General features: G+C 39.9%; 22 protein-coding genes and 1 pseudogene. 7 read left to right on the forward strand and 16 right to left on the reverse strand.

Going from position 1 to position 24301, the window contains the following annotated elements; all coding sequences use genetic code 11:
* The first annotated feature begins 44 nt into the window (after window positions 1-44).
* The gene (locus FBB35_RS10475; RefSeq protein WP_174709583.1) at window positions 45-2453 is read left to right on the forward strand and encodes a hypothetical protein; all 2409 of its coding nucleotides are present in this window, start codon (window positions 45-47) and stop codon (window positions 2451-2453) included.
* Between the two features lie 223 nt (window positions 2454-2676).
* Here the strand turns inward: FBB35_RS10475 and miaB are convergent, their stop codons facing one another.
* The 3 genes from miaB to FBB35_RS10490 all read right to left on the reverse strand — a co-directional run bounded on the left by miaB (window position 2677) and on the right by FBB35_RS10490 (window position 6267).
* Window positions 2677-4041 (reverse strand): tRNA (N6-isopentenyl adenosine(37)-C2)-methylthiotransferase MiaB, encoded by a 1365-nt coding sequence (gene miaB, locus FBB35_RS10480; protein ID WP_174709584.1) that lies wholly within the window; start codon window positions 4039-4041, stop codon window positions 2677-2679.
* A gap of 28 nt (window positions 4042-4069) precedes the next feature.
* Window positions 4070-4651: a Uma2 family endonuclease gene (locus FBB35_RS10485; protein WP_174709585.1), complete on the reverse strand. Its 582-nt coding sequence runs from the start codon at window positions 4649-4651 to the stop codon at window positions 4070-4072.
* A gap of 119 nt (window positions 4652-4770) precedes the next feature.
* The gene (locus tag FBB35_RS10490; protein ID WP_254625905.1) at window positions 4771-6267 is read right to left on the reverse strand and encodes a carotenoid oxygenase family protein; all 1497 of its coding nucleotides are present in this window, start codon (window positions 6265-6267) and stop codon (window positions 4771-4773) included.
* Between the two features lie 147 nt (window positions 6268-6414).
* On the opposite strand from FBB35_RS10490, the gene FBB35_RS10495 reads away from it, so the two are divergent.
* Window positions 6415-6876 carry a globin domain-containing protein gene (locus FBB35_RS10495; protein ID WP_174709587.1) on the forward strand — a complete coding sequence of 154 codons (462 nt, stop codon included), beginning with the start codon at window positions 6415-6417 and terminating at the stop codon, window positions 6874-6876.
* 211 nt (window positions 6877-7087) lie between these two features.
* Here the strand turns inward: FBB35_RS10495 and FBB35_RS10500 are convergent, their stop codons facing one another.
* From FBB35_RS10500 to FBB35_RS10515, 4 genes are all read right to left on the reverse strand, one after another.
* Window positions 7088-7381 carry a hypothetical protein gene (locus FBB35_RS10500; protein ID WP_174709588.1) on the reverse strand — a complete coding sequence of 98 codons (294 nt, stop codon included), beginning with the start codon at window positions 7379-7381 and terminating at the stop codon, window positions 7088-7090.
* Between the two features lie 299 nt (window positions 7382-7680).
* On the reverse strand, window positions 7681-8352 hold the full coding sequence (locus FBB35_RS10505; protein WP_174709589.1) for a glutathione S-transferase family protein: 672 nt from the start codon (window positions 8350-8352) through the stop codon (window positions 7681-7683).
* A gap of 261 nt (window positions 8353-8613) precedes the next feature.
* Window positions 8614-9741 carry an aryl-sulfate sulfotransferase gene (locus tag FBB35_RS10510; RefSeq protein WP_174709590.1) on the reverse strand — a complete coding sequence of 376 codons (1128 nt, stop codon included), beginning with the start codon at window positions 9739-9741 and terminating at the stop codon, window positions 8614-8616.
* 117 nt (window positions 9742-9858) lie between these two features.
* A complete protein-coding gene (locus tag FBB35_RS10515; protein WP_174709591.1) occupies window positions 9859-10896 on the reverse strand; it encodes an NADP(H)-dependent aldo-keto reductase in 1038 nt (345 codons plus the stop codon).
* A gap of 575 nt (window positions 10897-11471) precedes the next feature.
* Between FBB35_RS10515 and FBB35_RS34565 the strand changes: the two are divergent.
* Window positions 11472-11869: pseudogene (locus FBB35_RS34565) on the forward strand (transposase).
* A gap of 33 nt (window positions 11870-11902) precedes the next feature.
* Here the strand turns inward: FBB35_RS34565 and efeB are convergent.
* From efeB to FBB35_RS35725, 4 genes are all read right to left on the reverse strand, one after another.
* Complete coding sequence (gene efeB, locus FBB35_RS10525; RefSeq protein WP_174709592.1) at window positions 11903-13174, reverse strand: iron uptake transporter deferrochelatase/peroxidase subunit; 1272 nt, start codon at window positions 13172-13174, stop codon at window positions 11903-11905.
* A gap of 177 nt (window positions 13175-13351) precedes the next feature.
* The gene (efeO, locus tag FBB35_RS10530; protein ID WP_302480965.1) at window positions 13352-14560 is read right to left on the reverse strand and encodes an iron uptake system protein EfeO; all 1209 of its coding nucleotides are present in this window, start codon (window positions 14558-14560) and stop codon (window positions 13352-13354) included.
* 79 nt (window positions 14561-14639) lie between these two features.
* Window positions 14640-15476 carry an iron uptake transporter permease EfeU gene (efeU, locus tag FBB35_RS10535; RefSeq protein WP_174709593.1) on the reverse strand — a complete coding sequence of 279 codons (837 nt, stop codon included), beginning with the start codon at window positions 15474-15476 and terminating at the stop codon, window positions 14640-14642.
* Window positions 15477-15661: 185 nt separating this feature from the next.
* Window positions 15662-15916: a zinc ribbon domain-containing protein gene (locus tag FBB35_RS35725; protein ID WP_174709594.1), complete on the reverse strand. Its 255-nt coding sequence runs from the start codon at window positions 15914-15916 to the stop codon at window positions 15662-15664.
* Window positions 15917-16080: 164 nt separating this feature from the next.
* Between FBB35_RS35725 and FBB35_RS10545 the strand changes: the two genes are divergently transcribed.
* A complete protein-coding gene (locus tag FBB35_RS10545; protein WP_174709595.1) occupies window positions 16081-16746 on the forward strand; it encodes an energy-coupling factor ABC transporter permease in 666 nt (221 codons plus the stop codon).
* Between the two features lie 38 nt (window positions 16747-16784).
* The gene (locus tag FBB35_RS10550; RefSeq protein WP_174709027.1) at window positions 16785-17906 is read left to right on the forward strand and encodes an IS630 family transposase; all 1122 of its coding nucleotides are present in this window, start codon (window positions 16785-16787) and stop codon (window positions 17904-17906) included.
* 189 nt (window positions 17907-18095) lie between these two features.
* Here FBB35_RS10550 and rocD read toward each other — a convergent pair whose 3' ends face one another.
* The 4 genes from rocD to FBB35_RS10570 all read right to left on the reverse strand — a co-directional run bounded on the left by rocD (window position 18096) and on the right by FBB35_RS10570 (window position 21961).
* Complete coding sequence (rocD, locus tag FBB35_RS10555) at window positions 18096-19346, reverse strand: ornithine--oxo-acid transaminase (RefSeq protein ID WP_302480966.1); 1251 nt, start codon at window positions 19344-19346, stop codon at window positions 18096-18098.
* A 593-nt stretch (window positions 19347-19939) separates the two neighbouring features.
* Window positions 19940-20446 (reverse strand): pentapeptide repeat-containing protein, encoded by a 507-nt coding sequence (locus tag FBB35_RS10560; RefSeq protein ID WP_174709596.1) that lies wholly within the window; start codon window positions 20444-20446, stop codon window positions 19940-19942.
* A 176-nt stretch (window positions 20447-20622) separates the two neighbouring features.
* Window positions 20623-20832, reverse strand: coding sequence for a hypothetical protein (locus FBB35_RS10565; protein WP_174709597.1), 210 nt, complete (start codon window positions 20830-20832; stop codon window positions 20623-20625).
* A gap of 523 nt (window positions 20833-21355) precedes the next feature.
* Window positions 21356-21961 (reverse strand): TetR/AcrR family transcriptional regulator, encoded by a 606-nt coding sequence (locus FBB35_RS10570; protein WP_174709598.1) that lies wholly within the window; start codon window positions 21959-21961, stop codon window positions 21356-21358.
* 89 nt (window positions 21962-22050) lie between these two features.
* On the opposite strand from FBB35_RS10570, the gene FBB35_RS10575 reads away from it, so the two are divergent.
* Together FBB35_RS10575 and FBB35_RS10580 are read left to right on the forward strand one after the other, a co-directional pair.
* Entirely contained in the window at window positions 22051-22527 is a 477-nt protein-coding gene (locus tag FBB35_RS10575; protein WP_174709599.1) for a YdhR family protein, read from the forward strand.
* A 49-nt stretch (window positions 22528-22576) separates the two neighbouring features.
* Window positions 22577-23026: an SRPBCC family protein gene (locus tag FBB35_RS10580; protein WP_174709600.1), complete on the forward strand. Its 450-nt coding sequence runs from the start codon at window positions 22577-22579 to the stop codon at window positions 23024-23026.
* 63 nt (window positions 23027-23089) lie between these two features.
* Here the strand turns inward: FBB35_RS10580 and devC are convergent, their stop codons facing one another.
* Window positions 23090-24262 (reverse strand): ABC transporter permease DevC, encoded by a 1173-nt coding sequence (devC, locus tag FBB35_RS10585; protein ID WP_174713597.1) that lies wholly within the window; start codon window positions 24260-24262, stop codon window positions 23090-23092.
* Window positions 24263-24301: the final 39 nt, after the last annotated feature.

The raw sequence follows: 24301 nt of genomic DNA on the forward strand, positions 1-24301 counted from the left end.
GACTAATCAACATCTTTTAAAGGTTATTTTATGGTGATTTACTAATGAAGAATTTATGGCAAAATATTAATATTTTTAGCTGGGGACTTTTCGGTGCGACATTAGTACTTCAACCCACAGTAGCACAAGCTCAATATATCCAGCGATCGTTCTTAAATCCCGGCTTTGAGTCACCTAGCTTTGGTTCTGCTGGTCAACAATGTTACGTTCAAGTAGATCAAAGCCTTGTTCCTGGTTGGAGTACAACTCATGGGTCAGTAAAAGCAGGAACAGGTAACTGTACTGGTTATACATCTCCAGGATCAGTACCGCTCATTGAGATTTGGACTTCAGGATTTTTGGGTGCCAGCACAGGAACCAATGCAGGGAATCAATTTGCTGAATTAAATGCAGAGCAAAATTCTGAGTTGTATCAAAATATATGCTTAATTAAGGATGAAACAATCACATTCTCTCTTTTACACCGTGGGCGCTCAAGTGCAACTGTTGCTGATGTGGCCAATTTTTTAATTGGAACAAATACTATTTTTGGCACATTCTCAACAACTAGCAATGGAACAGTTACGGCACAACCAGTAGCACAAAATGGTGCAACTATTCCTACTGTAACTAACAATAATGCCGGAAATGGCTGGGTAAGATACACCGGTACAGTGCCTTACACTGGTGCTTCTAGTAATCAACCTGTAGGATTTGCGGCTGTTTCTACGGCGGGTGGGAACAATACTGTAGGTAACTTTCTTGATGAGGTGCAATTTGCCGGTTTACCGGTGGTTGAGTTTACAGCTAGTTCTGGTGGTGCAGCAGAATCGGAAACTAACCCTACTACCAACCCCCCCAAACTTAGGATTGTTGGTTTAGTTCCAACTGGGGGCATCAGTGTTCCGATTTCTGTCTCTGGTACAGCCGTTTTGGGTACAGACTATACTACGACATCAGGCACATCTACTTTTAATATCACTATCCCAGAGGGCAACTACGATGGTACTGATGTCACTCATAGTGTCATTACCATTCCTTTTACTGTTATTAACAATAACGTTCCTCAAGGTGTGAGGACAATTGTATTTACCATACAACCTTCATCTAGTTTTTTCGCCAGTTCAACAACGACTTGTGGCGATTCTCCAACAGTCATTTCCAATTACACAATCTATGATGATGATTTCCTTAGCGGTAAGGTTTGGGATGATGCCGATAATAGCGCTAACAATACTTTTACTAATATCAATACTGGCTCGGAAACTGGCACTAATGCAGGTGGGTTATTAAATGCTATTCTCGTGGATTCTAATAATAAAGTATTAAAAACAATACCTGTTGCAGCAGATGGTACTTACACTTTTCTTGATGTTCCTCTCAATCAAAGTAACGTTAAAATTATTTTAAGTACAACTGCTGGTACAGTAGGTAATACTGCCCCTACAGCATCGCTCCCTCCTAACTGGGTCAATACTAGTCCACTTACGACGGCCACATTTAATACTGGTACAAACATCTCTAGTAAAGACTTTGGAATTGAGCAGTTGCCCGACACTAACAATGTCACCGGATCTACAACAACAAATCCAGGGGGAACCAATACTGTACAAGTTCCAACACTATCTGGTACTGACCCGGAAGATGGAAACCTTGGTTCTGGTAACAGTTTTAAGATTGTTAGTCTGCCAACTAATGGGACACTGTACTACAACGGTGTAGCTGTGACAGCAAACCAAGTTATTACTAATTATGATCCAACCAAACTAACAGTAGATCCGAATATAGATGGCGCTACAACTATTACTTTTACTGTAGCCGCAATAGACAAAGCAGCGAAGGAAGATCCCACACCTGCTACGATAACTATGCCACTAACTGCGTCATCAGCTGGCAAACCTCAGTTAATTTTAGTGAAACGCATCACCCGGATTAACAGCCAGAATTTAACTAACATTGTAGATGGTCGCAGCGACGTTTCTCCTAATGCTGCCAACTACGTAGCATCTCCTCGTGACACTGATGATGATAGTACTAACACATGGCCCACTAATTACTTGCGCGGATTGATTAATGCTGGTTTAGTCAAACCAGGAGATGAGTTAGAGTACACTATTTACTTCCTCTCCAATGGTTTGGGTAATGCAACTAGTGTCCAAATCTGTGATTTAGTTCCTGTCAGTAGTACTTTTATTCCCACTGCCTTTAATGGTTTGACTCCTAATGATGGTGGTTTATCAGGAGCAGATCAAGGTATTGCTCTTGCGCTTGGTTCTAGCACTCCTACGGTTTATTTGACTAATGCCCAAGATGGCGATCGCGGACGCTTTTATTCTGCTAACGAGACAGTCCCATCATACTGCGGTGCTAACATCAATGGGGCGGTGGTGGTGAATATTACGCGAAGTCCAGATTTACCCAATCTAGTCAAAGATTTTTATGGTTTTATCCGCTTCCGCGCTAAGGTGAAGTAGCTTTGAGGAAGAAAGGTTAAATATGAGGTTCCTTTTCCACCTTAACCTTTTCCCTCTTGTTTATCAGAAAGTTGGGTTTAAAACCCCGTGCTTCACGCAATGCTTTAAAGTAATGAGTAATGAGTGGATGAAAAATGGGTATTTACTCATTACTCATTACTTATTACTTATTACTTATTACTCATTACTCCAGAATCACCGTGCGTTCACGGCGGTGAGGATGTCAAACTGGTATGGCTTGTCTCACTTCAACTGGTTCACCCGTCAAGCTAAAAGGGCGAACTTCGGTAATTTTTACCTTCACTAACTGCCCTTTCAATTCTTTGATGTCACCACTGAAGAATGTCAGACGATTACCATCAGTGCGTCCCATCACCTGGGTTTGATCTTTAGGATTTTGGTCTTCTACTAAAACTTCTTCAATGCGTCCAAAGTAACGTTGTGATCGCTCTGCTACTTTCAAGTTTCCTAAATGATTGAGCCGTTGGAGGCGATCGCTTTTAATTTCTTCACTTAGTTGATTGTCCCACAATGCGGCAGGTGTCCCTGGACGCGGCGAATATGCTGCTGTATTCAACATATCAAAGCCAATATCTTCCACCAGTTTCAAGGTATTTTCAAACTGTGCTTCTGTCTCCCCAGGAAAACCGACAATTGCATCAGCACTAATGGAAGCATCTGGCATATACCGCCGAATGGTATCGATGATCCGGCGATATTTTTCATGGGTATAACCCCGCGCCATCGCCTTTAAAAGTTCATTATCCCCAGATTGAAAGGGAATGTGGAAGTGTTTGCAGACTTTGGGCAACTCAGCACAAGCCTTAATTAATCTTTCGGTAAAATAACGGGGATGGCTAGTAGCAAATCTTAACCTTTCAATCCCCGGCACATCATGGACGTAATAAAGTAAATCTGTGAAGTTGTGCAGATGCCGACCTTCTGCTGTTGTTCCTGGCAAATCTCTACCGTAAGCGTCAATATTTTGACCGAGTAGAGTAATTTCTTTGTAACCTTGCCGTCCTAATTCTTCCATTTCAGCCCGGATAGCTGACGGTGTGCGCGATTGTTCAATACCTCGCACATTAGGAACCACGCAATAGGTGCAGCGTTCGTTACAGCCGTAAATTACATTTACCCAAGCTGTGACTTTACTATCCCGTCGCGGCTGGGTGATATCTTCAATAATATGAACCGACTCGGTTGCGACAACTTGATTGCCGTCAAACACCGACTCCAGCAAATCTTTGAGGCGATTGGCGTGTTGTGGCCCCATTACCAAGTCTAATTCTGGGACTCGTCGCAATAGCGCTTCACCTTCTTGCTGGGCAACACAACCAGCAACGATGAGAGTTAAATCTGGCTGCTCATGTTTACGCTTCGCCTGTCTGCCAAGGTAGGAATATACCTTTTGCTCGGCATTATCCCGAATTGTGCAGGTATTGTAGAGAATTACATCTGCATTATTCGGATCTTCTGACCATTCAAAGCCCATGTCTTCCAAAACGCCAGCCATGCGCTCTGAGTCAGCTTTATTCATCTGACAACCGAAGGTAGTGATGTGGTAGTGGCGTTTAGAAGTGGTCATGTTGCTTAGTTAACCAGTTAGAGTGAGGTTATTCTTTAGCCTCAAAGTCAACTTTATCATAAATATCTGATAGAGGGATTTGAAATTGAATAGAGGATAGTGTTAAGATATTACTCTCTTCTTCATACTCTGAGAAAATCCATTTATTTTCGTCAGTTTTAGAATACTGTTCTACATGATTTTTGTATTGATCGATCAGAACATATTCCTGAAAACTGGGAATGATACGATAAGCCGCAAATTTTTCATCTAGGTCATAGCTTCTGGTAAATTTGGATAACACTTCACAAATCATTAAGGGATTAGTAATTGTATCTTTACGTCCCTCAGAAAACTCTAATGAGCCTGCAACAACCATTACATCAGGATATGTATGAATTTGCTTTTTGGGAATCCATAGACGTTGATCGGCGACGAATACTCGATAAGGTTGCCGCTTCAAAGCAAAATTGAGTGTTGCACTCAGATTAAGAGCTATTTGGTTGTGATTTGGTGTTCCACCTGTCATGGGTATAATTTGACCATCTATATATTCATGACGATACTCGGAAATGACTTCTAGTTCTAGGTATTCTGTGGGAGAATAATGGCGTTTTTCTTGTAATTGCATAGGGCAATATTTTTTGTTATTTTTGATTTTGCATTGACCAGATGCGATTAAGTCCGATCAATGCTATTCGTTTTTACTGTAGCGTTGTTTTTTAACGCAGAGGTAACGCAGAGGGGTTATTAGGCTGGGTTCCAAGTGCCATGGAAGCTGTGAGGGATGACGCTGGGTAATCCCAGTTTGCAAACGGGTTCGGCATCCAGGCGATCACTATCAAATACCCAAACTTCGCTACTATGATAATTACCATCGTAGACGACAGTTAGCAACCAACTTTGCTCAGGGTTTTGGGTGGATTGGGCGTGGATGGGTTCTGAGGGATAACGATTTTCTCCAAAGTCTGCTTCGGTGAGGGTTTCGGTTTTGTTGTCGAAGCGGGCGATCGCATTTAATAATTCTTGGCTAATATCTGTTCCTGAACGGGATTTTGACATATATGTGTACCGCGAAGCTTGTCCCACGTTTTGCTGTGGTACAGTCGGAAATTCACAATGTTCGTTTAATAGTTGATGAATTGACGTAACTTTGCCAGTTTGGGGATGCAAATGAACTCGCGTTAGTGTACTTTTAGCTGGGGTGTGAGTCTCACCTGTTGCTACTTCTTTGAGATATTGGTTAGTTTGAAAATCTTCATAACGGGCAACATCCACAATTACTGAACCACTAGCATCTACATAACCATTAGAAAAATGCCATTGAAACCAAGGTTCGGTTTCTCCACGACTGACTACAGATAGAGTTTCCCGATCAATAACTAAAATCTGAGTTCCTAATTTAGGTTGCCACTCTAGCGAATTACTATAGTTGTTTATCCCTATTAGCAGGGGTAAGATATTCAAGCGCACTGGCGGAATGAAAAATACAAGATACTGTCCTGCTAAAACAAAATCATGCACCAATGCTATACCATCTAGCTGGTATGCGGCTTGTTGGATAATCCGTCCAGTGGAATCGCTTTTGTAAATATTCAGCGTCGCCTTTTGTCCAGGGCTGATGCCAAAGTTAAAAATTTCACCTGTTTGCTTATCACGCTTACAATGCGCGGAATAGTTTAATCCTTTTGTTAATCCTCCTAAGTCATCTTCGCCCAAAGTTTCTAAAGTTTGTAAATTGAGGGCGTGGGGTTTACCACCTTCCCATAATGCCAAAAGTTTATCTGGAAGTGCTAGCACTGAGGTGTTGGCAGCATTCTTGAGAGGCTTTCGCCATTGATTCCAAATTGGCCCTGGTGCAGTCATCCCATAATTGCCGTAGAGTAGTTTACCTGCTGCGGCTTCTTCTTGATAGCCAGAGGTTTGCACGTAGCGATAAACCCCCATTGCAACTCCATCGGTAAAATTTACAGCCAGAATTGCCCCATCTCCATCAAACCAGTGTCCCATGCGATCGCCACCGCGTTCTAGTCGTGCGGGGCCATTGCGGTAAAGAGTGCCACACAAACCATCTGGAATTTTGCCAGAGATAATTGGTAGTTGCGTAGAGGGAAATTCTTTTGCTGGTTTTGCATTAGCGTTCGCGCAGCGTTCCGCAGGAAAGCTCACCGTTGGCGTAGCGTCTCGTAGAGAAGGTATTGCACCTGCCCAAGCTTTTATGATTGACTTTTTGCTAATGGTATGCATTTCAAGTGTTGCTTGATAAATTATCGATGTACATACCTGCATTCTTACATTTTCATCTATTAGTCGTTAACTGAGCTAGCTCATAGTAACCAACAGGAATAATCACTAAAGTGAAGTCAATCAAGATTGTAAGTGGTTGAAAAAACTATGGTTAGCCAACAAACAATAGATATCGTCAAATCTACAGCACCTATTTTGAAAAAGAACGGTCAGCAAATCACAACTCGGATGTATGAAATTATGTTTCAAAACCATCCAGAGGTGAGAGAACAGTTTAATCTGGCGGCTCAAGCAGATGGTTCTCAGCCTGCGAGATTAGCTACAGCAGTTTATAGCTATGCTAACCAAATTGATAATTTGGCTGTTTTAAAGTCAATGGTTGAAAAAATTGCCCATCGTCATGTGCAGACTCATGTTACACCAGAGCAATATCCTATTGTTGGGGAAAGTTTACTGCAAGCTATGAAAGATGTTTTGGGAGAAGCTGCTACAGACGAAGTGATGGCTGCTTGGACTGAAGCTTATCAGGCATTGTCTGAAGTGTTCATTCACAGAGAACATGATATATATGTGGGTGAAGAGAAAAAACCACAGCTTTTGCATTCATAACGACAAAACTTAGTGCAGCATTTCATTAATTTGTAGTAAATTAAATTTGGCGATACCCTACAATGCTATAGCGGTTATCAGTCCAGTTCAGTACACTTAGGAGAAAGCAATTCTACTGATAACTGAATTGTTCAAGGCTCTTACCAATCCGATGTAGCGAGAGGGCTGTATACCTTGTGAATGTGTTGCTTCTATGCCCGCAAGTTGGTTATTAGTAATAGCTAAATAAACTCAAGGCTGCACTAATGATAAACATAAACGTATATCCCGTAGCGCTGGCGATCGCACCGCTAAGAACTGAAGCAGCAATTTTGCCAATGTATACTACTGACACCTGAAATGTATAATCAGTAGCGGCTGTAGCAGGTTCGCATTTATCCATCATGGCACTTAGTAATGCAGTATATGCCATACTTTGGGCTGCATTGACTGTTATAGTCACAGCATACAGCACTGGTAAACTACTGATACCAATTGCAGTTATGATATACAAAAGTGTCACCATGCTAGCGGCAAAGCCAAATAGAGCTAGAGAACGCGCGTCTTTGTGATGATTTATCTAGTCTTTACGAGCTAGAATTTCCATCAAAAAACATTGACTGAACCGTATTTGAGAGTTTAATTCTATGTTACGGCTTATGTGAGTTGAAGTCTGGAAAGACGTAAATACGTCAACATAGCTAAACATCTTGGCTGAACCACAGCCTGAAACCCTTGCTATCGCTTGGGCATTTTTAATTCACATAAGGCGTATGTTTCAAGTGAGAATTTAAACCCCACTTGAAACATAATTATTAATTACGTTTAAACAGCAGCGAGAGTAGGCGCAGCGAATTTAGCATATCGCTCAATGTAGAATTCCTTAGAGTTAGCGATCGCTTTCACAGATTCATGCTCTTTCAAAGCATGTTTCCACTGGCGTAGACGGGTAAACTCTTCTGGTATCCCAAAACCACGATACTGCTTTAGTGCAGCCCATCGCTCAAACCAGGGGAAATAGGTGAAATCGACCAAACTGATAGATTCACCAAACCAGTAAGGGCCTTCCCCAGAAAGCTTTGCCAAACCTTCGTTTTCAACGAATTCCAGGTGTTTGTATAGTTCCTGTTTAGCTTCTTCTTGTTTTTGGGGATCTGAACTCCGCAGTAGGGTAGAAAAAGCGGGGACAAACCTGGTGTTAGCAAAATCGATCCAAATACGAGCCTGTGCCTTTGCAATGGGGCTGCTGGGTAACAGTGGTGGATTAGGAAATACCTCATCAAGATACTCGTTAATTACTGCTGATTCCCAAACTCGGTTATCGCCATGAGTTAGTGCAGGCACTTTCCCATAGGGGGAAACTTTGGTAAACCCTTCAGGCTTATTCTGCAAATCAATCTCAATCAAATCGAAGTCGATGCCCTTCTCTTGGAGTACTAAGCGGGTACGGTGAGCATAAGGACAAACAACTGCACTGTATACTTTGATTTGGGCCATGTTTAAGTACCTTGGTAAATAGGACTTGTTAATCGGCATTGGGAATTGAATTTTCATCCAAAATCCCAAATCTTAAATTGTTAGTGTCATAAAACCTTCTTGAGGCTAATGTAGCGTTAAAAATTTTCGACACTAACCAAACTTTTAAATTGGACTATTAGGTCAAGTTAGGGAATTGGGAAGAGGCAGAGGGGAAAGAGGTAATTTTGTATTCTCCCCCTTGTCCCCTGCTCCCTGTCCCCCTGCTTCCCATACCTTCTCCTAAAGCCAAGGGATCTCTTCAGGTGCATAACGGAAGGCGCGGAAAACTGTATTTTGCTCTCCACGAGTTACGGGCGACTTTTCACCTGGAATATTGCGAGTTGCAAAGTGGGGGTTGATGTATTCCCAAACAATCTCTCCTGCAACTGTCACCTCGAATATCCGGCCGTAAGCACCTTCTGTAATCAAGGTATTACCATTTCCTAAACGTTGCGCTCCTGATATGTATGCACTGAAGAAATTTTGGGGCGGGTTGTCGGTGTATTCCCAAACTATCTCTTTCGTTTGACGGTTTACCTCAATCACACGGGAGAAATTGAGAGCGACGTTACGGCGATGTGCGCCATTGTCGAAAATCACGATATTACCGTTAGCTAGCTCGTTTGGGAAGTGCTGCTGTGCCAGCACGTCATCACCCAACGTCCAAATAATTTCTCCGGTTTTGCGATCGACAATGACAACTGTAGAGATATTGCGAAAGCTCACTATAATGTTGCCATCAGCGAGTTCACCCACAGTATTCCCATGAGTCCACTCGTGTCGATGATCTTGGGGTGTAATCGTAAATATATCTGGGTCGAGGTGTTCGTGGGCGTGCCAAGTCCAAACAATTTCACCTCCTGGAGTCACCTCATAAAGCACATCAGCATAGATATCACCATCTGGTTCTGTACCTGGTACGCCACCTTTGATCCGGGGAACCAAAGACTGAGGTATCTTTTCAATGGCGAGTAGAATTGTGTTGCCATTGGCAAGTCTGCGTCCATCGTGATGATGATCTGGATGCTTATATTCCCAGATAATATTTCCTTTGGGATCTGCTTCTAAAACAACGCCACTTTTGAATGCAGCCCACAAAGCAAAACGTAGTGGTTCTTCTGGCGGAGTCTTACCGTTATAAAAAAGGTTGCCATTGGGCAAGAGATAACCGTATAACCCTGGTGGATATGGCAGATTCCACTGGTGTACTACTTTTCCTTCTAAGTTTAGAAGGTAGACTTCACCTTGACCTGTCAGAGGCGTGAAAAGTGTGTATCCTTTAAATGCTTTTTCGGGATTGTAAGCCCTTAAACCAGTACCCCGACGACGAATAGTATTCTGGTCAATTAATGTTGCTGTAAAAGTCATATTTTACCTACTAAATATCTAGTTGTGAATCTAAGAATTAGGACAGAATGCATCGCTTATCCTACTCGTTTCTGAACAATTCGGGACTCACCACTCAGCACTCACTACTCAGCACTTTTATGGTGCTGGGTTTGGTGACTGAGCATGAACTATATCCAACTCTTCCAAAATGTCTTTACTGAGAACTACATCCACACTTTCCAAATTCTCTTTAAGTTGTTCTAGTGTCGTAGCACCAATAATTGTGCTAGGGACAAACCAACGACTCCGCACGAATGCCAAAGCCAAATGCGCTGGACTTAGTTGATAGCGCTTGGCAATTTCCACGTAAGCTGCTACAGCTTCGGTCACTTTTGGTTTTAAGTAGCGCTGACCAAAATTTTCAAACAAACTAACTCTTGCTTTCTCTGGTTTGCCATTTAGATATTTGCCGGTCAAGAAGCCAAATGCTAAAGGACTATAAGCCAGTAACCCAATTTCTTCATGATAAACTGCTTCTGCTAAGGCTCCATCAAATACTCGATTCAGCAAGTTATAGGCATTTTGAATTGAAACAACTTTGGGTAAACCTAATTGTTTAGAAGCGTTACTAAATTGTGCCACTCCCCAAGGAGTTTCATTGCTCAAACCGATATAGCGAATTTTTCCTGCCTTAATTACATCGGCAAAAACTGCTAGCTGTTCAGCGATGGGAACTGTTTCTCCTACCTGAGTCGGATCGAATACCGTTTGCCCAAACCTTGGTACATAGCGATCGGGCCAGTGGATTTGGTAGAGATCAATATAATCTGTTTGTAATCTTTTTAAACTATCATCTACAGCTTGTTTGATATTATCACGGTCAATTGCTTTAGCTCCACCACGTAACCATTTAAAGCCACGACCGGGACCAGCAATTTTAGTAGCTATAATCAGTTGTTCTCTTTGTTGACGCTTTAACCATTCCCCAATGTAAGTTTCAGTTAATCCATAAGTTTCGGCACTTGTTGGAACTGGGTACATTTCCGCCGCATCAATAAAATTGACTCCATGGGCAATAGAATAATCTAACTGAGCATGGGCTTCTTCAATAGTATTTTGCTGTCCATAAGTCATAGTGCCCAAACAAATTTCAGAAACTTTTAAGTCACTCTTACCAAGCTGGTTATACTTCATGTTTTCGCGTTGTTATTCTGTTTAATTTAACAGTGATATTCTTATTGGAGATTTTACATTTTGTCAAGTACGTTATTATTTTTAATTAACTTAGCTTCAAACAACACTTAGTTTGGCACCAAGCCAATATAAATTTTTCAGCAAAATATTATTTTGCTAATACTACTAAAATTCGATATACAAATCGTAGTTAATGGATGCAGTTGCTTATTATTACATAAAGCTACCTGATAAGTGGGCTAGTTTGTGGAGTCATAAAAATCTAAAATTGTAGTACAAAGTACTTGCTTTTATTGGGTTTTTGTGGAATGGACTATTTTAGCCTAAACATATACTACGATAAATCAGTTGTTTTACCGTAGTATATCAAAAATCTTAAGATTATTCTGGAATTAAGCCTTAATAAATGTTCATATTAATATACTTTTTCAGAAGTATATTATTTTCGTGAACAATCAAAATATACTGAAATTATCGGAAAAATTCACAGTATCTGATCGCAATGATAAAGACTTAGGGTTGTAAGAGCTTGCTTGTGTAACCAAGAGTTTTTTGCTGCGATCGCTGCTATGCAGATGGATGCAGATATACTAAAAAGCGAGTTCAATCGGGGTACGGCTCTCCAAAGCGTTCTGCTACGCTACGTGCAAGGTGTATACACTCAAATAGCACAAGGCTCTGCGTGCAACCCTCTTCATAAGCTAGAGGGGTGGCTGGCTCGATGGTTGCTAACAGTTTATAATCGTCTGGCATCAGATAAATTCCCACTTACGCAAGAAATTATCTCGCAGATGCTGGGTGTACGTGGTGCTGGTGTCATCGGTTATTTTGAGCGAAGAACAACTAGTGGCACCGTAGAAGGAATTAACAATAAGTTGAAGTTGATAAAAAGGCTAGGATATGGCTTTCGCAATTTGTAAATTTTAGATTACGCTGCTTATTATCCTGGCACTTGAGTATTAAATCTTCATAAGGGGATCGTTAGAACCGATTTTTGTAATCAAACCTAAGCTATACCTGCTTCTAATAAAGATTGACCAAGATAACCACCCTTTGTCAAAACTCCTGGTAACGTAAAGAAATATCCTCCACCCATAGGCTTGATATACTCTTCTAAAGGTTCTCCATTTAAGCGTTCCTGTACTGTAATAAAACCCTTCTCCAAATTTGACTGAAAACAAACAAACAGCAATCCCATATCCAACTGTCCAGATTTGTCATATCCTCGTGAGTAGTTGAAGCCGCGACGCAGTATTAAACCCAATTCTGATTGACGAGGATTGGCAAGACGAATATGAGCATTTAAAGGAATTCGTTTACCTTTGGAATCTTGTTCATACTTGGGAATATCATGCTCGTTTTTCATTCCTAAAGGTGCGCCAATATCCTTATCACGCCCAATAATTGTCTGTTGTTCTTGCAAAGGTGTTCTGTCCCAACGTTCAACAAAGTTACGAATTACCCGCACGACTTGATATGTCCCACCAGTAGTCCAAGCGGGTTCATTAGTGTTTGGTTGTACCCAAACAACTCTATTCATTAAGCCACTGTTGCTAACATCCAGATTTGCTGTACCATCTTTGAAGCCCAACAAATTACGTACTGTATCTTTGCCAAGTTTTTTGATAGTGTGGGGCGGTAAAAATCCTTCCATTTTCCAGCGTAAACTCAGTAAATCTGGAAAATTTTTGATAATATCACGTAGTCCATGAATATTAGTTTCTGCTGTATTGGAACAAAACTGAAGCAGTAAATCTCCATGACACAAATTAGCATCCAAAGCATCATTAGGAAAGCTAGTCATAGTTGTTAAATGCTTCGGTTTAAGATTGCTTAAACTATAGCGATTATCAAATAGTGATGCTCCTACTGCTACTGTAACAGTGAGGTTATCAGGAAAGACTTTCGTACCTAAAACACCAGAGTCGTTAGGTGGAAGTTTCGGATCTACAGTTTTGGCATTTCCTCCAACCATCAAAAATTCAATTCGTTCGGTCAGAGTTTTAAATAGTCTGACTAAATCCTCTTTGGTTTTGGCTAAAACATCGAAGCTAACAATTAAAGCCGAAGCAGGTGTGGGTGTGATAATACCCGCTTGATGAATGCCAAAGAAAAGTTGTCTTTCTTGGGTGGTATCTTCGGTGTTTGCAAAAAACGTGCGAAAACTAAGTGTAGTTAAAGCTGCGACCCCCCCGGCTGCTGCCATGCCAATTAACAGATCGCGACGACTAATGCGAGGGGTGATATGTAAATCTGGTTTTTTTACGGTTGATGACATTACTTGCACTCCTTCATAAAAATATTGGGCATGGGGCATCCCTTCGGCTCCGCTCAGGGCAAGTGGGTATTGGGTATGAAGAAGAGACAAGGGAGACAAGGAAGAGGTTATTCAATAATTCCCCTTTGTCTCCCTGCTCCCTCATGCCCCGACTCCCCACTCCCTTACTGCTAATTTTTAATCAACGCCAAGAGTTCCCCGCAGTTTAGAGAGGTCTTCAGCAAGGACGGTAATTGCTGCTTTTAAGTCTTTTTTGTCGGCTTCAGTCAGTTTGTCATAAGTAACAAAGCCACCTTCGGGAGCTTTGTATTTCGCCAATCCCTGATTTACCTGGGTAAAATTATCATCCACACGTTTAAGTAATTCTGGGTTGTTTTTTTGGATCTGGGGACGCAACAATTCAACTATCTTTTGAGAACCTTCAACATTAGAGTTAAAATCCCACAAATCAGTACCACTGTAACGGTCTTCTTCTCCAGAAATCTTGGTTTTAGCAACTTCTTCAATCAAAGCAGCAGCACCACCAACCATATTCTTCGGCTCAATAGTTAGTGTAGAGATGCGTTTTTGTAACTCTAGGGAATCGTTTCTCAACTTTTCAGCAATGGGCTTCATGCCTTTGGTAGTTTTATCTTGGAATAGTGCCTTTTCTAGACGATGAAAGCCTATAAATTTGGGGTCGGCTTCTTTCTTTTCAAAGTCATCAGGACGGGTATCCATACTACCATCAAGGTCGGAGAAGAGTTCGGCAATTGGTTCAGACCGTTCATAGTGGACGCGAGCGGGTGCGTATAGTTTCTGGGCTTTGGCAAGATCGCCTGCAATTACTGCATCAGTAAAGGTTTTGGTTTTGTCTACCAATTGGTCGGTTTCTTTGGTGACATAGACTTTGTACTCGGCGATCGCCCCAATTAGCTTGTTTTGATCAACTGTGGTACTTGCTTGAGTGGCATTGTCTGCAACCTTGACTGTCAGTTTACCTTTGGAGTTACTGCGTAAGCCGCAAGTCATTTCATATTCGCCTGGTTCTAACTGTTCTTTGAGTTTTTGGACAAACCCAGGTGCAATATTTTCTCGCTCACCAATAACTTTCACGCCAGATAAAATTTCCCACTCTAACGATTGGCTACTTTTGTTGCTAATCACAAAAGAGTTTTTACCTGCTGTAACTGTGAGTTGAGTGGGTTCACAACCTTTATCTGTGACTGTCACCGCAGTTTCAGGAATGGTTTTGGTATCTGTGTTGCTGACAGTTTGTGCTTGAGAAGAGTTATTGCTCTGTTCGCTGGCTTTGTTGGAGTTACACGCCGTTGCTGTTAAGGCAATTAGACAAGCGATCGCAGGCAAATACATCCACTTAAAACTATAATTAATTTGACTTTTCATGGTTGTGTTTCTAAGTAAAATTACTAAAATTCTCAGTACTCGAAGACTAAAATCAAACCAGCTCAAAACGTTTGTCTATTTACCTCACACGGGTTGCAGCAGTCTTCTGTGTTGCCTTACTTCCAGAAAAGAACAGCACCATTGTGGGAATCAAATAGCCAAAATAGGCGATCGCTTCACCTATAGTAGGAGCATCGTTATAGCCAAAAATACCTGCTAAAACTGAACCGACAACTCCATGTGTAGGAAGAATTTGACTAGCATCAAATACGATTGTTTGTAGTGAATTCCAAATTCCCGCTTCATGAAAAGCACGGATTGCACCTGCAAAAAGTCCCGCAGCTACCACAACAATAAAGGCTCCTGTCCATTTAAAAAATCGTCTGAGGTTAATGCGAACACCACCTTGATAAATTCCTACTCCAACTGCGATCGCTGCTAGGTATCCCAATACTGCACCCAATGGTACGCCAAACCCTAAGTTCTGCTGAAAACTAGCAAGCAGAAACACTACTGTTTCCAATCCTTCACGTAGTACGGCAAAGAACGACATCCCTACCAACGCCAAACCCCATTGATCACCTTGGGAAATTGCGGTTTCAATTTGGGAGTGCAACTCACCTTTAATCGAACGCGCCGCACGCCGCATCCAAAAAACCATCCAGGTAAGCACCCCAACTGCAATAACTGAGATTGCACCTGCAAATAGTTCCTGTTCTTGTTGAGGAAAATCACCGCTTGTTGCTTGCAAAATTATTGCCAATGCCAAACATAGTACAGTGGCAAGGATGATTCCAATCCAGACGGCTTTCATGAGATGAGTACGTCCAGTTTGCTTGAGGTAACTGGCAATAATACCAACAATCAAAGCCGCTTCCACCCCTTCCCGAAACATAATTAGAAAGGTTGCAAGCATAAAATATTTTTGTTGATAATTTTTATCTTTTAATCCAGAACTTACTTTAGAATTAATTGAAATAGATTGTCAAGTATATGACAAAATGTCAAAGATAAAAAGGGGCTGGACATTGGTAATTGGGCATTGGCAATTGGGAACTGGAAAGAAAACCCATACCCCAAGTCTTGTTAATAAGGAGTTTGTCAAATATCCCACCCACAAGGGGATGGAGCTTGTAATTCAAATTCCCATTTTTGAGCAGACCACAATAGGCGGATTGACGCAGCCCTGAGTTTGAGATAATCCGCACGAATATTCACCGCAGCGTTGTAATCAGCATGGCATTCAAATCCACACTTCTTACACCGAAACTCAGCCTGAGAGAGGCTGCGAAGTAGTCCAACAGTCAGCCCGCAGTTCGTGCAGCATCTGCGATGGGAAAAGAGAAGTACTTTCACCAGTGTGCGATGTCTACGACGGGCTACGCCTACGCAAAAAGCAGCAGAACACTATTATTTGCTCTTTTTATGCCCCCCTACCGGATTGAAATTTATACAGAATACATGGTCTACTGAACAACTAGACCCTTAAATAATTTGGCTGCAAAGGACACTTCTTAAATATGGACACAATACCATTTACGGGTACTTCGTCCTTTGGCTGGCTGTATTGGGTAATACAGCCGCATCTAGCTATGCACATTCCAGATGGCTTCTTGAACTTACCTGTTATCTTGATCACTTGGATAATTGCCATCGGTCTAATTGCAGTAGCTATTAAGCAAGCACAGGCAGAATACCAAGAACGAGCTGTACCTTTAATGGGAGTTTGTGCAGCGTTTATCTTTGCAGCACAAATGATTAATTTCCCCATCCCAGGAGGTACTTCTGGACACCTTCTAGGTGGAACACTAGCAGGAGCTTTATTAGGCCCGTGGGCTGGGTCGCTAGTTATGGTTGCAGTGTTCATCGTCCAAGGTGTTCTGTTTCAAGATGGTGGACTGACGGTTTTAGGAGCCAACATCTTTAATATGGGATTAATCGGTACGTTCGGTGGTTACTATCTCTATCGCACAGTGAGATTTGCTACTGGGCGCGATACCTTACGAGGAGTAGTAATTGGTGCTGCGATCGCAGCCTGGACAAGCGTAGTGGTTGCTTCAGTTGTGTGTGCCTTGGAACTGGCTTTGTCGGGAACGATTCCTCTAGCGGTGGCTTTGACAGCGATGGCTTCTTGGCACATCCTAATTGGCATTGGCGAGGCGCTGATTAAGCTAATCGGTACTTAAGTTGCATAATAAGAAGATGAAGCCGTTTCAAAGCACCTATGCCGCCACCAGCCAAGAACTTTTTAACACAGGAGCAAGTCAGCAAGCTACAGGAAGCTCTAAAAGAGAGCAACCTACCGCATATTAGGGAAAGAATTCTAATTATTCTTCTGCAAAATGATGGGAAGCCACAACACGAAATTGCAAAATTTTTAGGCTGTTCGCATAGAACAGTGGCATATTGGTGTATGCATGGAGATCCAGATAATTTAGAAACCTTACATAATAAAAGAGAGTACGAACATTGGCGAAAAGCCACTCCTGAATATATTGAACTTTTATTAAAAACTGTTGCTCAAGAACCCTCATCATTAGGTTACGAATTTGGGAAATGGACAGCAGAAAGATTAGCTACTTATTTAACCGAGAAAACAGGTATTGATTTAAGTAGCTCTCAAGTGAGGAGGATATTAAAGCGAAAAAAGTATAGTTATATTTGGGCTAAATATGATCTAAAGGATAAACAAAATCCAGTAGATAGAGCAAAATTTAAAGAAAAACTTACCCAATATTTATTGATTGCACGAGAACAGCCAGAGCGTCTACAGGTATGGTTTTGGGACGAGAGCGGGTTTAGTTTACGTGTAATTCGACGCAAGAATTGGAGTAAAAAAGGAAAACGTAAAAATGTTCCAGGGCAACGGCGTTGTGGTCGGGTTAATGTGATGGGAGCAATCCGAGAATTAGACCGAAAGCGGGTATGCTTTTTCGTGAAAAAAGGTAATGCAGATATTTTTTACGAGCAATTACAACTATTATTTGAATTAATTAAACAGGAGTGGATAAGTAAAGGAAACCTTGGCGAAGATTTTGTAAAATCTGGGCCGAAGATTATTTTAGTTTTAGATAATGCTAGTTTTCATAAACGCAAAGACATTATAGCTAAAATATCTGAAGAGTTCCCAAATTTTGTTTTAGAGTTTTTACCCCCTTACAGCCCTGATTACAATATTATTGAGTTAGTCTGGCACTCATGTAAAGAATATATTGCTCATCGCTTATTTAAATCAGTAGATGAATTAAAATCACTGCTAGATAAGCTTTTGAATCAAGGCGAGTTAGTGATTAAGTGGCATCGCCAAATCAAAAACAAAGGCAATCTCAGCTATATTGCAGCTTGAATGCCGATTAGCTTACTAGGCGCTTCGCAATGGTCGTACCAGGACAAACCAGGATCAGATTGCCGTCTTTTATTTAACTTGACGTGCAAATCCCAGATACTCATGAGTTGGATGAAACGATTGTTCAATTTTGCTATTAATGACTTTTTAAACACTACAATTCACGCATCATACTCAATTTACGCCAAACTAACAAGTGGTTGTCAAAACTAACTCAATTCTTTCCAACGCCCAATCTATTTCATCTTGGGAAATAACCAAGGGTGGAGCAAAACGAATGACATTATCTCTAGTTTCTTTGGCTAATAAACCCTCTTTAGCTAAGGCTTTACAAAAACGTCTAGCACCACCAGCTTCGGGATGCAATTCCATGCCAATTAATAAGCCTTTGCCACGCACTTCCTTGATATATGGACTCTCAATTGATTGTAATTTCTCTAGAAAATATTCTCCCAGTTGTAAGGCTTTCTCTGGCAAATTTTCTTCTATAAGAACATCCAGTGCTGCAATTCCAATAGCAGCAGCTAAGGGATTTCCACCAAAGGTACTACCATGATCTCCTGGTTGAAATACACCCATCACTTCATCAGTAGAAATAAACGCGGAAATGGGATAAAATCCACCAGATAAAGCTTTTCCTACAGTTATGCCATCTGGTCTAACATTCTCATATTGATGGGCAAACATTTTACCAGTGCGTCCCAATCCTGTTTGAATTTCATCAAAAACCAGTAATACATTATGATGGCGACAGATTTTTTCTGCTTGCTTTAAAAATCCATTAGGAGGAACGATAATACCTCCCTCACCCTGAATTGGTTCTACCAAAAAGGCAGCAGTATTAAGAGTAATCGCTTTTTCTAATGCCTCAGCATCACCGAAAGGAATAACTTTAAACCCACTCGTCAAAGGCCCAAATCCATCTTGATATTGTTCTTCTGTAGAGAAGCTGATTAAACTAATAGTGCGTCCAGAAAAATTATTACTACAAACAATAATTTCTGCTTGATTTTCTGGTACACCTTTTACTTTATAAGCCCATTTACGAATGGCTTTAATAGCAGTTTCCACAGCTTCGGCTCCCGAATTCATGGGTAGCACTTTGGGTAAACCAGAAATCTTAGCAAGTTTCTCATAAAATCTTCCTAACTGGTCATTACGAAAAGCTCTAGAAGTTAAGGTTACTTTCTGAGCTTGCTCAATCATCGCTGCCAGAATTTTAGGATGACAATGACCCTGATTTAATGCTGAATAAGCAGAAAGAAAATCCAGATATTTTTTACCTTCTATATCCCATATCCACACTCCTTCTCCTTTAGTGATGACTACATCTAAAGGATGGTAATTATCAGCACCATATTGCTGTTCTAGTTCAATATAATCCTGTGTATTCATAGTGTTGAAGTTGGAAATTCCCAGAATTACGTTCGCTGCTTGCATATTTGCTCCTGATAGTTTTGAGAGGTTAAAATCAAACTAGAAAACATCTGAAAGACTACCAATTGAATGAGACATTCAACAGGTATGAGCTAATTTGAAAAATCTAGCTTTGTTCTTCGTTTTATAGTTCCTAATTCCTGGTTACTATTTACATGAAAGTAAAGACTTTACTTCCAAGATTAGTCATTAATGCCAAATCCAAGCGCTATTGTGTAGTGCTGATTTATTTTTTCTAAATATCTAAAATAGCCAGGAATTATTAACCAGCCATTTGCTCATCTTCCAGACACGCAACTTGTGTAGGACATATTTTGCCTACTTTTAGTGAAGAAAACCAGTTGCCCACTCTGTCTGAATGTAAAATTTTGCTGGCATAAAAACTAAATGTGTAGACTGTAACATTTCTAATGTTAATTTTGTCTTTATCCGCACCTCGCAGATAAAAAACAAAAGGTAATGAACAGGCAATGAGTATTCTAGCTTAGAGACTTTCATCTCCTTCATAGCTACACCCAAGTGCCGGATTTGTACTCTTGTTTTTTCCTTACTTCTGGTGGATAGCCCACTAAAAATTAAAGGGATAATTTAGTATATCACTGTTTACTAACAGAGCAATTATCAAATCTATTTTTGACCAAACTTTTTAGACAAATACCTGTTTTTTTCCACAAACTCATCTTGGTGTGTACTTTTACATCTGGCATAATTGCACCAGTTATAATAACTTTGTGGAGGTTGGCTGAAGTTAAATATTTTGCTCCAGTCAAATTGGCTTTTGTGAGGTTGGCTTTAGTGAAATTAGTCTGATTTAGATTTGTCTGACTCAAATTAGCTAAAGTTAGATAAGCCGATGTGAAGTTAGCATAACTCAAATCTGCTTGAGTTAGATTTGCTAATATCAGAAAAGATTTTTTAAAGTCAGTTCCACGTAGATCGACTTCACTAAAGTTAACATCCATCAAAGAAGATCTACTTAAGTCAGCCCAACTGAGGTTTACTCCTTTCAAATTCTCCCCTCTCATGTATATTCCTTGAAGGTTTACCCCACAGAAATTACGTTGTCCTGCTGCATACCTCTGCAATACTTCTTCTGCATCCATGCTTAATTTTTCCTCTATTAACTTTCTATTAAGTAGCGAAATGCTAAGAAGGACATCGGAATTTAGGCAAATTTTGATAAATTATGATGGCCGATTTACAATATTTATAGTTACAGTTAATTTACTTCATTTTAAAAATAAGTTTTAATTTAACTAGATCAGTTCTAATTATCCGATTACTTCTGTTTGTTGAGATTTTTAGTAAGTTGCAAAATCCAGTTTGGAGTCTCTGCATTTTCCCAACCAGCAGGGCGTTTTGAAATATACCAACCAATTGAACCAACAATTGTAGCTAGTAAAAAACCACCAAGTATTATTGCTAACAAAGAGATTTGGATATATTTTGTATATGTAGGATTAGTTGTTATCTCAATGAGGACAAACATTTCAAATTTAATTTCCTGTAAATACAGTTACTATAAGGATATAGCATTAATAAATGCTAGTTAGTCTTAACTAATAATGACTAAAAAATAAAGTTATTTCTTAGCTAAAAATATTTGAGTAAAAAAATCATTATTAATATTTTTTTGTTAAATATCCTTAACTAGCTATAAAAAAAAGTTATTTTTTACATTGCTATCAAATGTAGATTATCATTAAATTCCCAAACTCTCAATGCTGGGGTGGGGGATGAAAATGTCGAAGATTATTTAAGAGCCTATGCCAGAAAAAAATAAACAACCAGAAAAATACAGCCATCTCTCAAAAAATAACGACACTCATTGAGTGAGAGAAAATAGTGAAATTGCCGCATACTCTTACACTGAGTCTCAACGGTTCACTTTTGTGCTTTAGTCCTGAGTAGGTCTTTCAAAGCCATCATGTCTCACTTTCTTGAAACGCCAACTCCAACGAAAACGGTAGACACCTAGGATTAACTCTTCATGAGAAGAGCGGTTGGTTACTTCATCTGGCTAATCCATTGAGCAACAGCGTCACAAATGTGGATACTACCTCTTGTGCTGAATTTTTTTCTGGAAGTAGAATCTTTGATTCATAAGCAATAGAAATCGCTGCTACGCCATGTACCAATGCCCAAATTGTTTTGGTTATTTCGTGAGGATTGCCCGCAATCAGCGTTCCGTCTTTCTGTCCTGCTTGGACAATTTTAAATAATTGATCTAGGGATGCCTGTGAAACCTCGATTAAACTTGGATACTTCTCTGGATTGTAGTAACAGAACATTATTTGTAAATGATTTGAATGCTGTAATGCGAAGTTAACGTATGCACTGCTAGCAGCAATCAACTGTTGTTTAGTATCTTTGCTAACTTCATTTATCGCTGTTTCTACTTGCATTGACAGCAAACGAAAACCTTCTTCTGCGATCGCTGCTAAAACCGCCTCTTTATCTGCAAAGTGCATATACGGAGCGTTATGGCTGACTCCTGCTCTTTGAGAAATCTTCCGCAAACTCAAACTATGAGCGCCTTCTTCTGACAGAAGTTCTGTTGCAATTGCAATTAATTTGTTACGTAAATTACCGTGATGATATTTATCTTTTGGTTTCATAGGTCATATTGACAGTGACAATATTTAATGTCATATTGGCAATGTCAATATAATACTTTTCCACGACAGTTTTGTCCTTTGTGTCTCAAATGTTGCCAAATCTCGATCAAAAGGCAAAAAATATGCTAGGGAGATTGCTTCGCTTGATGTTTGTGGTTGGTACAGTTGGGCTAGCAGGATCTTTTGCTTGTGCGACGAGTGTCACTTCGCAAAATTTATTGGCTGAAAATCAGACAACTCCATCAACTTCTAGTCGTATCCTTCAGATTAATTTCAAATACAACAACTCCACGTCTGACTTTAGAAAGCAGATGAAGGATGTTGCGCCTCGTATCGCCAAAGCACCAGGACTACGCTGGAAAATTTGGTCAATTGATGAAGGTAACAAAGAAGCTAGTGGGTTTTATCTGTTTGAAGATGAAAAATCTCTGAACAACTATGTCGAAAATATTTTCAATGTTGGAATGAGAAATAACTCAGCAATTAGTAATATCGTAGTCAAAAAATTCAATATTCTTGAAGATCCTACGATCATTACACGAGGACCTATCAGTCAGCTTAAATAATCTCAAAAACTTGCATACTGCATTGTATCTAACCAGATGAGAGAGTCATATGAAGTTTAGTAATACTGTCACAACGTTTGCCACACCTGAAAGAATTTGGGCGATTTGGACTGATGTAGATAATTGGTCAGTATGGGATACCGAACTGTGTGATTCATATCTTGAGAGTCCTTTTAAGCTTGGTGCGATAGGTAAATTAACACCGAAAACAGGTACAACTTCTAAATTTACAATTTCGCAGTTTAGCCCAGGTAAGAGTTATACATTCACAATTCAGTTACCATTTTGCAAGTTAAATGTACATCGCTACTTGAGTATCTATGCAGGTAGTACATCATTTACTCATGAAGTGTCATTTAAAGGAGCCTTGGCATTTTTATTTGGTTGGCTTCTCGGCAAAAAGTTTAAAAAAGTTTTACCGAGAGTGATGGAGAATATCAGAGAAATAGCTGAAGCTGAAAGTATTGGACAAGGTTACTTAGAAAAAACAGCAGACTAATCTATTTCACATTAATCACAATGCGTATAAATCCTGTAGAGATGTTGCAATACAACATCTCTACTAAAAAATATCAGCCGGATCTGCTTGTTTGAGTTTTCTCACAGCTGTTGCACCTGAAACAAAACACATAATAACAGTTGCTATCAGCACAAAACCAGCTCTATCTATTGTCATTACGATAGGTAAAAGTGTAGCTTTTTTCGCAAATTCGTACTGAATTATAGAAATTAAAAAACCCGGTATGTAGCCTAAAATTGCAATTAATAATGCTTGCTGTAAAACTATAGATAAAAGGTATCTTTGTTGATAACCAATTGCTTTTAAAGTGGCATATTGCGGTAAATGTTCCGAAACGTTGGTATAGAGAATTTGATATACGACTACAACACCTACAACAATTCCCAATCCTACCCCTAAGTTAAAAATAAATCCAATAGCTGTACTAGTTTGCCAGTAATTTTTTTCAAAAGCAATCAATTGTTCTTTTGATAATACTTTTACATCTTTAGGTAAAAAGTTTTTTAATTTTTCTGTAAACTCTTGGACATCATATCCTGGTTTTAATTTGATTAAACCAATATCAATTAATCCTTTATAACGAGAGCTAAAAATCCTTAAGAAGTTAAGATGACTGGTGACTAAATTTCCATCAGAACCAAAAGATGTACCTAGATTAAATAGTCCAACTACTTTAACCCGACGATTTGAAGAACGATTACCAATTTCTGTTTCTACATTACCTTTTTGCTCAAAATCTGCAACCACAGGCCCGAATTCAGCGCGAGAACTGCGGTCAAATAAAACCACATTTGGAATTTTTAGTTTGTTGATATTTTCCTCAACTCCAGCAAAATCTACGACCTGATAGCGAATATCAAAACCAATCACAAATATATTCCGCCAATAGTCTTTAGTTTCAGGATTTTTCCATTGACCAAAGCCTAAATATATCGGTGCAACATAATTAACTTCTGGAAATGCTAAAGACTGAGATAAACGTCGTTCTGGAAAACTTTCCATAGCAATTAAAGCTGTAGAACGAGGACTAATCAAAAAACAATCCCCTTGCAAACCTTGGTGCAAACGAACAGCACTGTCAAATAAAGCATCTCGAATACCTAGTTGGATGAAGACAATTACTACAGCAAAAACCACTCCTAATAAAGCAATTATTAATCTGGCTTTTTGATATCTAAGTTGCAACCAAGCTACTGGAATTTTTTTGCTATGCATCATGTTTGGATTTAAAATTTACAACAACCTAAAAATAGA

Origin of the sequence: Nostoc sp. TCL240-02 (assembly GCF_013343235.1) — a bacterium.
GTDB lineage: Bacteria > Cyanobacteriota > Cyanobacteriia > Cyanobacteriales > Nostocaceae > Nostoc.